Origin of the sequence: Spirosoma profusum, assembly GCF_014699005.1 — a bacterium.
GTDB lineage: Bacteria > Bacteroidota > Bacteroidia > Cytophagales > Spirosomataceae > Spirosoma > Spirosoma profusum.
In genome coordinates this window covers 188,897-203,445 of sequence record NZ_JACWZY010000008.1, presented here as the reverse complement: position 1 = coordinate 203,445, position 14,549 = coordinate 188,897, and the positions used below count along the sequence as shown (strand labels likewise).

Sequence of the window (14,549 nt, the reverse complement as noted above, 5' to 3'; positions counted from 1 at the left end):
ATCGTGGCATAGTAAACAGGCCAACGTACTACTTAGTAAACGTATTACGTTGGCCTGGCAGCAGACTCAGGAAGTTAAAAAATTAGTTTCCTGAATGAGTCGGGAAGCCGTATGTTCAAGTCGGTTCCGGGATACAGGCATAACCCGATCGTCTACTAGCCGGACCCAGCCTGACCGTCCCCGTTTCTGAACAAATTCCTGAACATAGATTGGGTTAATGATCGCAGAGCGATGGATTCGTACAAAATTGAGATGCTGCTCAAACCAATGTAACGACTGCGTAACGATTGAGAATCCGCCACTTTGATAATGGACGCGTGTATAATTCGCTTCGCCTTCCAGCCATACTATTGAACTGATAAGAACTGGATTTGGATGCCCGATTAGATGAATACTTTCCATATAGAGTTGTTGAATAAGTAGCTATGTACGAGGTCAGATCACTTATAGTTTTGATAGTACGTAGCATGGCCGGGCCCCACTAGCTAACATTACCTAAGCACTTCTTTACAGTATACAGTAGATATGGTTTAACAGTCAATGAATTAAGAACTAGTTACTAGATAGATCTACAATGATAATTGTTTACTGTTTGGTGCAACTCCCTCGATTCAGCGTTTACTTTCTTTAAATAATTACAATACGATGCCCATTTCCAAACCGATTCAAACAACGATCAGTACCAGCGATTTTCGAAATAAGGCGTATACCTTTTCGATTGAATCGGTACTTACTACCAACGTAGCGCCTGGCTGGTTGGTTGTTAGTGCATCGGCGGGCTATCTGTTAACTACGTCGCTGACGAATCAGGTCGGGCGCGAGCATACGTTTGAGTATAAACAGCAGGCAAACGGCAGTTGGCTGGCGAATGGTACCGTGACCGTAATGAGCCGCGACGACCAATCTGCCGACGGTAAAATTGTTATTCAAAACTCAGTGGATGAATCGGTTATCCTGACGATAGCGGCTACCTCAACCGCTGTGGAGCGTTCGAAAACGGCTGCGTTAATGGGTGATCAACCTACGCTAACTTTTGCGCCAACGCCATCCGGCAAACCCAGTTTTTTGATTGTTACCATTACCCCGCAACAGGCCGGGGAGACGGTGACGCTTACTACCGATGCACCTGACGTTTTCCAGATAGCCAGTGATAGTCGCCCCAAATTCGGATCGGCTTTAACCTTCACTCCCTCAACCACCGGTACGTATGTCCATGTACGCTACGTATCCAGTAAACCCGGCACGCACAGTGGGCAGTTGCTGCTTCAAAGTGATTCGGAAACAAGATCGGTTACGCTAACGGCGCGTACAACCGGACTTCTGCCGGGTATGCTGCAACGTCCCAATCAATCGGCTCTGAAAAGACTTTGGGTGGGGTTAGGTTCATTGGTATTGGTAGGCAGTTTGGCCCTTGCAGGGTATAGCAAACGGTGCCAGTACTTTCCTTCTCTTTGTCAGGAAGTGGCTATAAATCAGGAACGTGTCAAGACGCCTGATTGGCAGTTGAGTCCAACCAAGGTTGCAGCAGCATCCGGCAATTCACTGAGTAAGCCAGCACGGGTGCAGAAAAAAAGTAAGAAAGCGGCCCCAACCGAAACGCGCTCATCATCGAACCGGGCAGAAGCCGATGAGCTTATGGTCACTACGTCGAGCGAACAGCAGGCGGTGGTTGATTCCCGTGAGGTAAAAAAGCCAGTGTCCACTTCTGATAAAGACGGCAGTAAGCCAGTTGTTGTGCAGTCTAACCGACAAACTACTATTCCCTCAAATCAGGAAAGTGAACTAGAACGGGTACTGAACAGCCCCTCCTTTAATTAAATAATTACTCGATACTATGAAACACATCATTATCTCATTGGTGCTGGCTATTTTTTGTCTTACGCCTTTATTTGCACAACAGGCAAAGAGTGCCCTACAGGCCGTACACTATATCAAACTGGCCAATACCCTCCGGGAGGTCGACAAATCGCAGGAATCAATTAGCCTGTTACTACGTGCCATGCCCGCTGTTCAGTCGAAGAATCTATACTGGGAAGCTGTAGCCAACGAGCTATTAGGGCTCTCTTATAATGACATAAAAGACACAGCTACCGCGATACGTTACCTGGAATTAGCCCGGACCCAATACACAAAGCTCAAGTATGTGGCCAGCGGCTGGGGAGTCAATGAAATCATCCGGAATATATCCGGCAAAAACGTATATGCTGGCATTCAGGTCAGTAAAACTGCGGTTCGGGTAGCGATCTTCAAAACGAAGTACGAAAGTGACTTTTACGAAAAGGAGATTAAAACAACGTTCGACATTCCGAACAGTCCGCTGCTTTATGCCAATGCGTCGAATGCAATCACACCCGGTCGGGATGCGCTACGTGTCGGTCTGGATTCGATTAGTCGCTATAACATTCCCAGCGAACGTATTTTCATCGTGTTTAGTAGTGACCTTGACGACGATTTAGGTCAGACGCCTTTACGACAACAGGCGCTTTATCAGCAACTATCGCGCGTATTGCCCAACACAACGTTACGTATAGATACTACGTTGACGCCCGCCCGTGAAGCCGAACTGTTTACGATTGGTACCTTGCCTCGTAAAGTATGGCCTACTACGTCGGCGCTGAATCTGGGGAGTACGCAAACCATGGGCGGCTATTTTGACCGCGAGGCAAGTCGCCGGAATTATACGGGGGCCAACAAATCTTTTCATGCTGTTACGATTCCGATTGGCATTACTACGTTGGTGAGCCGCATCGAAGGCAAACGGTCTTCGAATATGGATGCTTTCCGCCGGGAAGCACAACGTATCGTTAAGAACGTAGCGGACTCGGTACTTAGCCCTTATCAGAGTAACCGGGATTTGAGCCTGCAACAACGTAGCACGGTGGGCTTAGGCGGTGATATCACCCAGGCATTAGTGGCCTATTTGTACCCCGATAAAGCCAATCTGGCTGCGGTTCCGATTTCGATAGAAGATGTTGAGCGATTCAAACGCGCTGTGCTGACGGACTACAAAAGCCTCATTCAACCGGATCTACGTAGCATTACAAACCCTGATTTACGGAATCGGGCGGAGAAAGACGTAACAACGGCACAAAATCAACTCAATGAAAAACAATTGATTACGGGTGCACTGTGGCTATCTGCTTTGGTGACGGCCTATCATTCGGAGGCAAGCCCAAAACGGTTTGTTTTTGTGCGCAACGCCGGGATTAGCTGGGTGACCGGAAAGTTTCTGGAGACAATAAATTATGAGTACGAATCAACCATTGCCAAAGGGGCAATGTATACCCGATAAACAATACAAGTCGAATTCTTGAAAACGCATAAAAATTAATGGCTAAGCTTCCAACCCCACGGCGCCGAAAGGGACTTCAGGTTCCTATTTTGATCGTCGAAGATAACGCTGATCAATGGCTCATTATTCGCGCTGTTCTGAAGCAGTGTTTTCCCGAAGTAGAGCCAATCTGGATTAATAACACAGCGCAGGCCATCGCCTATCTGGAAATGCAGGCCATGGATGTTGCTAAAGTGCCCAGGATGATTTTGTCTGATTTGTATCTGCCCCGTAAGGAAGATGGGTTTGCGCTGCTGGAGTTTATTAAACAGCACCAGTTTTATCGAAAGCCGCCCGTCATCATGCTAAGTGCATCGGAGGACGTAGAAATAATTTCAGCGGCTTATGCCTTAAATGCAGCTTCCTACATTATTAAACCGGGAAGCTACCACGAATGGCTCAACTACTTTTATACCTTCCGGCGCTACTGGTGGGAAATTGTTACGCTTCCTTTACTTCCCCAGTAATTATGACAGCAATCGTGTATGAGTCCATGAAACAGTTAATTCGTTACGGACTGCTGGTTGCATTTGTTGTAGGGACGTTTAGTAGCCGGGCCCAAACGACCTACTACGTTGCCAGCAATGGAAATGATACCAACGACGGTCGTTCAATCGACCGTCCGTTTCAGAGTCTTGGTCGGGTAAACAGCTTAGTTTTAGGGGCTGATGATGCGGTTCTATTTCGTCGGGGCGATACGTTCCGGGGTACTTTGCAGATTAAACAATCAGGAAGTTTAGGTAAGCCGATACGTTTCGATGCTTATGGCAATGGTCCAAAGCCTGTTCTAGCTGGTTCAGTACCCGTTCAAAATTGGATACAAGTCAGAGGAAATGTCTGGCAGGCCCAATGCGCAGCCTGTGGTAACAGGGTAACGGGAGTTTATCTGAATGGACTGGCCCAACCCCTGGGACGGTACCCGAATGCTGATGACTCAAATCGTGGAAGCCTTACGGTACAGACACACGTAGGGATGAATCAACTAACCAGCCAGGAAAATCTAACGACAGACTGGACAGGTGCAGAAGTGGTAGTACGTCCTACGTATTGGATTATTGACCGGGCCACAGTAACCAAGCAGACTGGGAATACGCTTTTACTCAACAATTCTTCTTCATACAACCTGACCGATGGGTGGGGGTTCTTTATGCAGAAACACCCTGCTACGTTGGATCGGCCGGGCGAGTGGTATTATAATCCAGCCAATTCTAGTTTGCAGCTTTACAGCAATCAGGGAAATCCGAATCAGCAACTGATCACCGCAACGGTTCAGGATCAGGTTATTGACGTAACGAATGTAAAATTTATACGTATTCAGAATCTACGGATCACCCAGGCTCGCTCGTATAATTTAAAGGCACTGAATACCTCAAATCTTGTAGTAAACGACAATGATTTTACGGACTCGGGCGAAGATGGCGTAGTCATTCAGGGTGAGGGCAGCCATATTCGCGTCGAGAATTGTCGGATTATCAATAGCAATAACAATGGGTTCTACATTGGTAGTTACCAGGATGTTATCTTCCGAAAAAACAGTATCCGCCGGACGGGCTTATTGCCGGGTCAGGGTAAAAGTGGCGATGGGCAATTTATTGCGTTTCAATCCTTTGCTAAACGAGGTACGCTCATTGAAAACAACACTATAGATAGTGTTGGGTACATCGGCATATCGGTTCAAAGCAAGTCCATAATCCGCCAGAATCTAATTGCCAATTTCTGTATGACGAAAACGGACGGAGGGGGGATTTACCTCTGGAATGGCCCGCAATTACCCTCGGATAGCACGCGTATCGAATCGAATATTATCAGTAAAGGAATTGGAACTCCGGGCGGCTTATCCAGTACTGTAATTGGTGGGGCACACGGCATTTTTCTGGACGACTGCGTTACAGGGGTGGATTTGGTGGAAAATACCATTACTGACTGTCAGGGGTTGGGTATTTATCTGCACTCCGTTAACCATGTCAATCTGATCCGCAATACTTGTTTCAACAATGCGGTGGGTCAGCTTATTCTATATAATTATGACATTCCCTGCAAGCCCCGCAACAACACATTTAATCAGAATATTTTCCTGGCGAAAACCGCTGCACAGCCGGTTGTTGCCTATATATCGGGCGAGGATGATTTAAGGAGTTTCGGTAGTATGAATCACAATTACTACGCCCGGCCATTTAATGATTTGTCGACGATTCGAGCCGTTTATAACCAGTCTGTAGTAAGTGATTTAAACGTCAGTCAGTGGCAGAAGCAGTTTAGTGAAGATCTTACCTCCTGGCCCAGTCCAATTACCTATAAGGATTACGTTGTCAAACATTTAAGTAATTCGTTTCGTATCGGCAGTTCACCCATAACAGACCCAGATGGTTGGGATACCTGGAGTGTATATAATAACGGTCGGGTAAACTGGAATACGAGCAGTAGTAGCCTAACGGTTAAATTTGCCAATTCATCGGGCCATTCCGATTCCTATGCCTTGGTCTATAAAGGTATCCAGAGCGTTACCAAATCGAGAAATTATCTGGTTCAGTTTGACGTAGCAGCTCCTGCTGATAAAAACCTTGTTGTGTTTATTCGGCAACGAAAGGCTCCGTACAAGGATTTATCCAAACGTTATGAGTTTCTGGCTGGTTCGACCCGTAAACATTATGAATTTGCGTTTACTGCCCTGGCCGACGAAGCGGATGCTTTACTAACGTTTCAGGTGAGTGAGGATGAACAGCCTGTTTGGTTGTATAATATTCATTTCCAGGAGGCTACCATCGAGCGCGTTAATCCCGACGATTATATCCGGTTAGCGTTTAATCCTACTCAAGCCGATAGCATCGTCGTTCTTCATGAGCCTTATCGGGATGTTAAAAATCATTACTATGCCCGCCAAATCACGTTAAAGCCGTTTGCGTCGGCTGTTCTTTTGCGGGATACCTTACCCCCCGTCGATATTCGTCTTTCACTACGTTCGGCAAAGCCTTCATTACACCTGGGCGAGGTTACTTCTGTTTCTCTTACTTTGCATAACGTATCGACCAATCGTACGTCGCTTGCCAATCAGGTAAAATGGAGTTGTCAATTACCAGCCAATCTGATTGCTGTAAATCAGGTAGGTGTACCAATTATAGATAGCGTTTTAACCGGTATGGCCCAGCAATTACTAACCGATACTACGTTCGTTTTTCGGGTTAAACCCATCAAATCAGGCCAGTATATTCTGGCGGCTCAAGTAGTAGCCAGTACGTATGCAGACCCCAGCAGTACCCCAGATTCCGGGACGGAGGATGGCGAAGACGATCAGGCTTCTGTAGTCTTACAGGTTGATAATACGTTGGTCATTGACACGCCAGTCGCTGGACTTGTTACAGCTATTACCTTGCCGAACGCGCTGATTGAACCAAGCCGGATTTATCCAAACCCAACACCTGACGAATTCACATATGTCGCTGAAGATGACATTGTAAACGTTCGGCTGATGGATATACTAGGTCGTGAACGGTTTACTCTGGATACCATCCGGCAAGGACAAACCGTTCGATTTGGTCAAGCCTTGCCGGATGCGTATTATCTGTTGATTATCAAGTACAAAACTGGTGAACAACGGGCGGTGAAACTAATTAAACAAAGTCGATAGTAACTAAATAACGTGAATAACGTCTTGCCATAATGGTCCTTTTTGTCATCCTGACCAGCGGGAAGGATCTTAACGTTTCCTAACAATCAGGTCAGGACGCTTTAAGATCCTTCCCGCTGGTCAGGATGACACAAAAGGCATTAAAAAGCCCAATTAATAAGCAGTTACGTCTTAGGCAATCCATTATTCACGTTAAATACGTTATGAGCTACCGGCCGACTTTTAACAGCTTCTCTACCCGCTGGGACCCATCCGAATAGCGAACGTGCAATAGATACTGACCAGCGGGTAATTCACTGCCAAATAGTAGTGATTGCCCCTGATGAATGTCTTGACGCTTTAGCCGATCCCGACCCATCAAATCAATTACCTGCATGGTCTGCACCTCATCGTCGGCTACGAACATAAACTCATCATACGTAGGTATTGGGTAAACAATTCTGAATTCACTTTTTCGGCTACCGTTATTTTGTAGCGATTCCGAAGCATCCGCCGACTGACGACCGCCAGCTTCTTCTTTAAATAAAACGGCCGACGTAAAGGGTGTTAACGTAATTTGTCCACTATACACCTGATTCTTAGCATCCCGGTACGTTCCAGTTAAGGATACGTTGCTGTTTTGGGAGGTTGCATTGTAAACGAGCCGGATATAATCGTCCGGATTCTTTTGGGTCGTGGTCACTTCCTGCATTCTTACGTTGTCGATCCAAAGGGTTTTGCCGTCTTCATCAACCTGAAAAATGGCTAGCGTATTTGCCTGATCGGCAGTCGCTGTCAGGATTGCCTCATAGCTTTGACGAGTCGTGCCAATGAGCAACGTAGTGCGTATAGCTAAATCCTGCCACGGGGAATCCCGCTGACGAATATAAATCTGGAGTCGTTTGTTGGCTCCTGAAGCGATTGCGTCGAACTGAATTCGGTAACTCCTGGCATTGTTAACCGTACCGATGTAGTTCGTAGCGAGTACATAAGAATCACTACGTCCTGAGCTCGAAGGAAAACTAATTCGCAGGCTTCCACCGTCTAATTGTCCAGTAGACGCCTGTCCTCCAATAGTCTGAATCGCCTGACTGTTGCCATACGGCCCCCAGCTTGACCAGCCCTCCGTGCCCGATGTAAAGGTGTTACTCAAACGCTGGGCACCGGCTGTTACCTCCTGTATCGTGACATTATCAAACCAGACTGTTTTGCCGTCTTCATCGACCTGAAAGAGAGCGAACGTATTGGCTTCATCGGCGGTAGCTGTAAGTGTCAGGTCGTATTTCTGGCGGGTAGTACCGATGGTTAACGTAGTACGGGCCGATACGTCCTGCCAGGGAGAGTCGCGTTGACGAAGGTAGACCAGAAGCCGCTTGCCCGCTCCTGACGCAATGGCATCAAACTGAACCCGATACGTTCGGGTACGTACCACAGCGTTGATGTAATTGGTAACAATAGCGTAGGAATCACTACGTCCGGAACTCGTAGGAAAGTTCACCTGTAAGCTCCCGCCATCCAGTTGGCCACTGGGAAGCTGACTAACCTGACTATTGCCATACAGACTCCACGTTGACCAGCCCTCGCTGTTGGCCGTGAACGTATTGGCTACTTTGGCCGCTCCAACTTCCTGCAGGCTGACGTTATCAAACCAGATCGTTTTCCCGTCTTCAAAAACCTGAAACGTAACAAAGGTATTAGCCTCATCGGCGGTAGACGTTAAGTTAAGGTCATAATGCTGGCGCGTGGGGCCCACTGACAAGATCGAACGCGTGGAGATATCCTGCCAGGGGGCATTTTGCTGGCGAATGTAAACCTCAAGTCGTTTGTTCGTCCCCAAAGCAACGGCGTCAAATTGAAGCCGGTAGGTTTTGGCACGTCCGACAGCACCGATGTTATTAGTCACAATGGCGTAGGAGTCACTACGTCCGGAATTTGTGGGAAAGCTAACCTGTAAGCTCCCGCCATCCAATGGACTGGTACTGGATTGACTCCCTGCCACTTGCGCTACGTTCCCGTTACCATACGAACTCCAGCTCGACCAGTTTTCAGCGTTGGTTGTGAACGTATTGTTCAGCCGACTCGCGCCTGTTCCCGTAATCGTTGACGATTTATACGTAACGGGACTACTCTTTGAGTTAGGGTCTTTCTGATAGCGCGATTGCCACTCGCTCAACGCCAGATCGTTCCCAACGACAGACGAGCCGCTTTTGTTGACGGCCCGAATCGTTGATACGTCATTGAAAGGACGGACGTAGTAATTATTGTCGAACGTACCGTAGCTGGTCAGGTCATCCTGATCGGATTCATACCGGGCTACTAACTGGTTGGCGGGTTTACTGACGAAAATATTATCCCTCAACTGGTTCGTTCGAGCCAGGCACATACCGTGATTCGAACCGATCATCAGTTGGCCTTCGCCATTATTAAAGCTGGTATTTCCCTGCAACGTAATGTTGTTCGTCGCGTGCAGATAAATACCAATCCCCGTACAATTGAACACCGTATTGCCCTGCACGGTCGCGTTTTGCATGCAATCATCCAGATAAATGCCGTTCGCACCCGAATATGCGTCGTAAGGAGCTCCCTCCGGTGAGCCAACGGCATTGTAAACGATATTCGACAAGATATTAATACCACCCATAGACTGCTTATTTCCATTCCGGATGTACAGCCCGCCCCCATCACTTTTGGTGAGGCAATAATTTGATACGGTATTCCGCTGGATTGTCGAATTAATCCAGAAATTAATGCCATGGTAGCCAATACTGTCGATTATATTGTTCTCAATCAACGTGTTGGCAGTGGTATGAGCCAGGAAGGCTATCGACTGCCCATCACCACTCCGGCTCCTGCCTCGCGTTAGGCCTACATTTCGGACGGTATTGCCCCGGAAGGTCAGATTCTGATAGGGGCTAATGGTGAACCCATTATTATTCGCATTATACAGTATGTTATTCTGAACCAATACGTTCGAGCCTGAACCGTCTATTCGGATGGCATCTTCCCCAGCGCGGGTAATGTCGTTGGCTGAGACTGTCAGGTTCGATGCGTTAATTGCGTACAGGTTCGTTACGCGGGCCTGGGTAATGGTCACGTTCTGAATTGTAACATACGCAGCATTCTCAATCCGAATGGCTTCGTCAAAAGCGGTGGCTGTAATGGTTTGACCGCTGGGGTTATTCTGACTATAGAGTTGTATGATTTTGGTCGCCGGATTATAATACCACTCGCCTGACTGATCCAGCGTGGCCGGATGATTCTGAATAAAGAAACCCCATCCATCAGAAATGTCATAGATAGATGAATTGCTGATGGTGAGCGTATTTCCGTTTTGTGCTGTGATTGCGGCCCGGTCAATAATCCACTTTTGCGGGCGGACAACTACCTCTCCACCAGTCCAGTTTGTGGATAAACCCTGCTGGCTGATTAATTGGGTTTTCCCCGAATGTGACTGAACCGTTAAATAGCCTTTATTGGCTGTGTTTAAATTGGGATAACGACCCAGCGGTAGTGGCGACCCATTACTATATACACCCGAAACCCGGCTTCCGCAGGTTGGGCACGAAGCCTGCCAGATATTGCCCCCCGAACTAGACCAACCACTAACCGATACCGACCCGGCCAGCACCGGTTTATTCCCATTGCCGTAGGCATCAACAACGATCGGCGCATTTGCTGAACCAGATTGCCTGATTAGTAAAGTACCCTGAAACGTATCGCCCCGGCGAAACAGAATTCCATCACCTGCCCGTAGGGAGAGACTGTTGACTTTTGCCAGACTTTGAAATGGGCTGGCTGTTGATCGGCCATCATTGGCATCATTCCCATTGCTGGCAACATAGTAGTTTGTTTGCCCCCAAGTAACTTGCCAGGGTAGCCCAACAAATGAAAACAGGACACCGCACACCATCCAACCCCAAACTCTCCTGCCTTTCTTTAGGTTACACAAATTACTCATAGTAAAGTACAAGTTTATCTTTTTGAAAAATCATAATGTTACTTTCATTGTTGAAGGTAGCTCATATCAACAGTTATAAATAGAAAAATTGATAGTATTTATATTTTTTCATATTACTATAAACAGTAAGCGCAAGCAGCCATTATGACTAAGTTGCCTCAACCCTACTTAGTTATTTGCTTACTTATGAGATTAACTCAGAACTAATTTCTGATAAATGGATGCTGATGAGACAACTACTTTCTTATGACAAAACGTAATGCGCTTCCTGATAAATTCGAACCTATTTTCCGTACGTTCTTCGATGGATTCCGTACACAAAGCTGTGCACGTTCATAAAATAGAAATGTCTTAACTGGTACCTGAATCTGGAAAATGGATTTAAGGTAAGTTAGAGCGTCGGGAAGGTAATGAATAATTGGGGTAATAGAAGTGTTAATCTTTACAGATGAAAAACAAATCTATCACGTTAATCCTTGCCGTTTTACTAATCAGTTTAAGGGATTTTGTGGAAAATTCCTAAATACGACAAAAGTGTGACGGACATGGAGTCAATTTTTCCGAAAGGAGAGCGATCACCGGCCGTTAACTCTACTGGTATCATCTTTTTCCAGTAGCCAATTGAGACAGGCTTGCTTTCAACATTCCGATAGACTGCGTAAACTTCGAGCCTGTGTTTGCTCGTCACCGTGCTGATAGGTGCTGATAGCAATAATGGTATTGGTTACTATCAAAAGCGGAAGAAACCCATCCAACTATTTAGGGGACGCTACTAAAGGTGACCCATTAGCGTAGTGTTTCACACATTTGACTTCGGCAGATCGTATATGAGTGATAATACTTCTTCTGGATGGTTAGAGGTTTACTCTTCAATAATAACCGCTGAGTAATTCATTCACTTTTGTACACTAAAATGTATACCAACAAAAAAGCACTTACGATTTTTACATCGTAAGTGCTTAATCTTCTGAGCGGTCCGGACGGGGCTCGAACCCGCGACCCCCTGCGTGACAGGCAGGTATTCTAACCAACTGAACTACCGAACCAACTGCCGATCTAGATGAATCGTTGCCGCTTTCCTAAATCGTGGCACAAAAGTAGGAGTTTACGCAATTCCGCGCAAGGCCATCCCGAAAAACTTTATATAAGAATTCTCCTGTTGCCCTTGTGTTCATTGTAAATCAGCTCATTCGAAGTGAAAATATTTTCATATTGGCGCCAAAGGTTCGTTAGGCTGGCAATAAATTAGTTGCACTCAATACACGGTTGGTAAAAAAATAACCTGCTGTAAACCTTTGGCTAATATTTTGTAGTTATCCTATTGTTGACACCACCAGGCACTCCTCAATGAAACGGGTTTTACGAACGCTCCGCTGGATATTTTTTGCCATTTTATTCCTGGCTGCCGGAACGGTAGTAGTAGCCTGGTTTATCGATGGACGACAAACGGATGCAGAACTGGCCGAAGAATTCAGTACGTTACGTACTAAGCCAGTAGTTCACTATTACCATGCCAACTCACGGCGTAGTGAAAAGCAACTGCGGACCATTCGGTTTATGGAAACGCCCCGAACATCTGGCGACACTACGTTGCCGGTAGTGCTTTTTATTCATGGAGCTCCTAGCTCACTGTCGTTCTTCAATGAATTTTTTAAGGATACAACCTTACTTAATAGGGCGCAACTGGTAGCTGTCGACCGGCCTGGGTATGGGTATTCAGATTTTGGTTCTGTTGAAACGTCTATCATTAGACAAGCAGAATTGCTTCAGCCACTGATCGAACGGTATCGAAAAGCACCTTTTCTGATGGTGGTCGGATCGTCGTATGGCGGGTCAGTATCGGCGCGGCTAGCTATGACAAATCCCGAACGTATCAACCATGTTGTTTTTGTGTCGTCAGCGCTGGGCCCGGGGCTGGAACGAACGTACCCGATCAGTTATTTTGCCAATAGCCCGCTCATTCGATGGGGGGTACCCCCGTTGCTACGGTTGGCTAATGATGAAAAACTAGCTCATCGACAGGCACTTGAAGCTATACTGCCCGATTGGCCCAAGATTAGGGCAAATATCACCATGCTGCACGGTCAACGCGATGAACTGGTGTATCCCACGAATGTTACGTTCGCCCAACATCATCTGGTTAATGCGCAGGTAAAACAGTTTTTATTACCCGAAAACCGACACGACATCGTATTCAATAAGCGCGAGTACATGACGCAAATCATCCTCGACATTCTCACCCGACGCGACGTAAAAGAAACCGTTAACATGAAAGCAATGGCGGTAAAACAGGTTAAAGCTGACCACAAAGAAGTTATAAAGTTGTAAAGTTGATTCCATATGCCGAAAAACGTTACAACACTATAGCCTTATAACTGCTCTTACACGGTTATTTCAACTCGGTTTTGTTCAGGGTCGAGTATCACGCTTTCGTAGTAGCCATCGCCCGTTCGGCGGGGTTCACCGATCACTACGTTGCCATCACTGCGTAATCGATTTGTCAACGTATCAACTACGTCTTCGCTGCCAACCGATAGGGCTAGATGGGCCAGCCCTATATACTGCGTAAAGCCCTGATTAGCTAGGTCGGTGATACCAGGCATCTGCATAAGTTCCAGGCGAGGGCCACCTTGCGGGAAAGTAAGGAAATAGGAAGAAAAACCTTTGCTGCTATTAACGTATTTATCGTTGGACGTAGCGCCGAAATACATTTCGTAAAATTTGCGCATGCGTTCCAGATCCCGAACCCAGATGGCAATGTGTTCAATATGCATGAGGAAAGGATGTATGTGTGTTGACTATGAAATGCTTAATGTAGTAACGTAGCAGTAATATATCATATACCATACAGCATACATTTTAAAGCACCAGCGCGGGCATCCAGAAAACGCCGTCGCCTAACCAGCGGTAGCGTTCGCTTTTGACAAAATAGTTGGGGTAACGTTGAATTGCGTACAACGTAAGGCTCATGATGGCGAGCATCAGCGCCGACCGCTGGGCAAAACGGTCATCGGTTACGAAACAAAGCGTGAGTCCGGTCGCCACGACCAGAAATGTCAGCCAGCGAAGAATGGTGTCGCAGCGTTCCCGTCCTAAGACAGTTGCCAATGAAAACAACGGTTGATTGGGGCTTTCGCGCTGTTCCATCACCGCGAACAGAAGCAGATTCTGGAAAGCAATTCCCAAAAACATCAGGCCTTCGGCTACTTCAATACCACGGACTAGTGGACGTTGAACCCACACACTTCCCCAAATACCTGCGGCATACAAAAGCGCTACCAGCGGTTCTTTTAGTAACAACGCCGGGTGACGTTCGGGTAACCTGAAAACCGCGCCTACGTAAGCGGCACAAATACCTCCTAGCCCGATACCAAATTTAACGACACTGGTGGGCAAATAATACGTCAGAATGAGGGCTAATACCCCTGCACCAATAACCACTCGCCAGAGCAATGGTGCGTATTGATAATGAAAGCGATGGCGCGCCGTTAAGGGCAGCTTAGTCTTCTTGTCTTCATAACGTCGGACGTCAAGCAGTCGGTCGATAGTATAAATGATAAAGACCGCCAATGCCAGTACGATCGGAGTGCGCCAATCCACAGGTGTTACGTCGGACAGGCGCGTGGCCATCCGATTCGACAGTACCGCTCCTATAA

9 protein-coding genes and 1 tRNA gene are annotated in these 14,549 nt (G+C 46.8%); 5 read left to right on the top strand and 5 right to left on the bottom strand.

What is annotated here, in order from left to right; all coding sequences use genetic code 11:
- Window positions 1-66: 66 nt before the first annotated feature.
- Entirely contained in the window at window positions 67-402 is a 336-nt protein-coding gene (locus tag IC229_RS12280) for a LytR/AlgR family response regulator transcription factor (RefSeq protein WP_190887274.1), read from the bottom strand.
- A 243-nt stretch (window positions 403-645) separates the two neighbouring features.
- Here IC229_RS12280 and IC229_RS12275 point away from each other — a divergent pair, with 243 nt between their 5' ends.
- Genes IC229_RS12275 through IC229_RS12260 form a run of 4 tightly spaced genes read left to right on the top strand, consistent with a single transcriptional unit; the run spans window position 646 to window position 6,956 of the window.
- Window positions 646-1,818: a hypothetical protein gene (locus IC229_RS12275; protein WP_190887273.1), complete on the top strand. Its 1,173-nt coding sequence runs from the start codon at window positions 646-648 to the stop codon at window positions 1,816-1,818.
- A gap of 16 nt (window positions 1,819-1,834) precedes the next feature.
- Window positions 1,835-3,292, top strand: a complete 1,458-nt coding sequence (locus IC229_RS12270) for a tetratricopeptide repeat protein (RefSeq protein WP_190887272.1) — start codon at window positions 1,835-1,837, stop codon at window positions 3,290-3,292.
- A 38-nt stretch (window positions 3,293-3,330) separates the two neighbouring features.
- Window positions 3,331-3,798: a response regulator gene (locus tag IC229_RS12265; protein WP_190887271.1), complete on the top strand. Its 468-nt coding sequence runs from the start codon at window positions 3,331-3,333 to the stop codon at window positions 3,796-3,798.
- Between the two features lie 26 nt (window positions 3,799-3,824).
- Complete coding sequence (locus IC229_RS12260; protein WP_190887270.1) at window positions 3,825-6,956, top strand: right-handed parallel beta-helix repeat-containing protein; 3,132 nt, start codon at window positions 3,825-3,827, stop codon at window positions 6,954-6,956.
- Window positions 6,957-7,164: 208 nt separating this feature from the next.
- On the opposite strand, the gene IC229_RS12255 is transcribed toward IC229_RS12260, so the two are convergent.
- Both IC229_RS12255 and IC229_RS12250 read right to left on the bottom strand, forming a co-directional pair.
- Window positions 7,165-10,893 carry a right-handed parallel beta-helix repeat-containing protein gene (locus IC229_RS12255; RefSeq protein ID WP_190887269.1) on the bottom strand — a complete coding sequence of 1,243 codons (3,729 nt, stop codon included), beginning with the start codon at window positions 10,891-10,893 and terminating at the stop codon, window positions 7,165-7,167.
- A gap of 972 nt (window positions 10,894-11,865) precedes the next feature.
- Window positions 11,866-11,939, bottom strand: a tRNA-Asp gene (locus tag IC229_RS12250).
- Between the two features lie 301 nt (window positions 11,940-12,240).
- On the opposite strand from IC229_RS12250, the gene IC229_RS12245 reads away from it, so the two are divergent.
- Complete coding sequence (locus tag IC229_RS12245) at window positions 12,241-13,221, top strand: alpha/beta fold hydrolase (protein ID WP_190887268.1); 981 nt, start codon at window positions 12,241-12,243, stop codon at window positions 13,219-13,221.
- Window positions 13,222-13,274: 53 nt separating this feature from the next.
- On the opposite strand, the gene IC229_RS12240 is transcribed toward IC229_RS12245, so the two are convergent.
- A complete protein-coding gene (locus tag IC229_RS12240) occupies window positions 13,275-13,667 on the bottom strand; it encodes a VOC family protein (RefSeq protein ID WP_190887267.1) in 393 nt (130 codons plus the stop codon).
- An 85-nt stretch (window positions 13,668-13,752) separates the two neighbouring features.
- Window positions 13,753-14,523 (bottom strand): UbiA prenyltransferase family protein, encoded by a 771-nt coding sequence (locus tag IC229_RS12235; protein ID WP_223833967.1) that lies wholly within the window; start codon window positions 14,521-14,523, stop codon window positions 13,753-13,755.
- Window positions 14,524-14,549 lie beyond the last annotated feature (26 nt).

Bases quoted from the DNA above. Each gene is read 5' to 3' on its own strand.
- IC229_RS12240 (WP_190887267.1), bottom strand. From the start codon at position 13,667: ATGCATATTGAACACATTGCCATCTGGGTTCGGGATCTGGAACGCATG.
- IC229_RS12255 (WP_190887269.1), bottom strand. From the start codon at position 10,893: ATGAGTAATTTGTGTAACCTAAAGAAAGGCAGGAGAGTTTGGGGTTGG.
- IC229_RS12270 (WP_190887272.1), top strand. From the start codon at position 1,835: ATGAAACACATCATTATCTCATTGGTGCTGGCTATTTTTTGTCTTACG.
- IC229_RS12280 (WP_190887274.1), bottom strand. From the start codon at position 402: ATGGAAAGTATTCATCTAATCGGGCATCCAAATCCAGTTCTTATCAGT.
- IC229_RS12245 (WP_190887268.1), top strand. From the start codon at position 12,241: ATGAAACGGGTTTTACGAACGCTCCGCTGGATATTTTTTGCCATTTTA.
- IC229_RS12260 (WP_190887270.1), top strand. From the start codon at position 3,825: ATGAAACAGTTAATTCGTTACGGACTGCTGGTTGCATTTGTTGTAGGG.
- IC229_RS12275 (WP_190887273.1), top strand. From the start codon at position 646: ATGCCCATTTCCAAACCGATTCAAACAACGATCAGTACCAGCGATTTT.
- IC229_RS12265 (WP_190887271.1), top strand. From the start codon at position 3,331: ATGGCTAAGCTTCCAACCCCACGGCGCCGAAAGGGACTTCAGGTTCCT.
- IC229_RS12235 (WP_223833967.1), bottom strand. From the start codon at position 14,523: ATGGCCACGCGCCTGTCCGACGTAACACCTGTGGATTGGCGCACTCCG.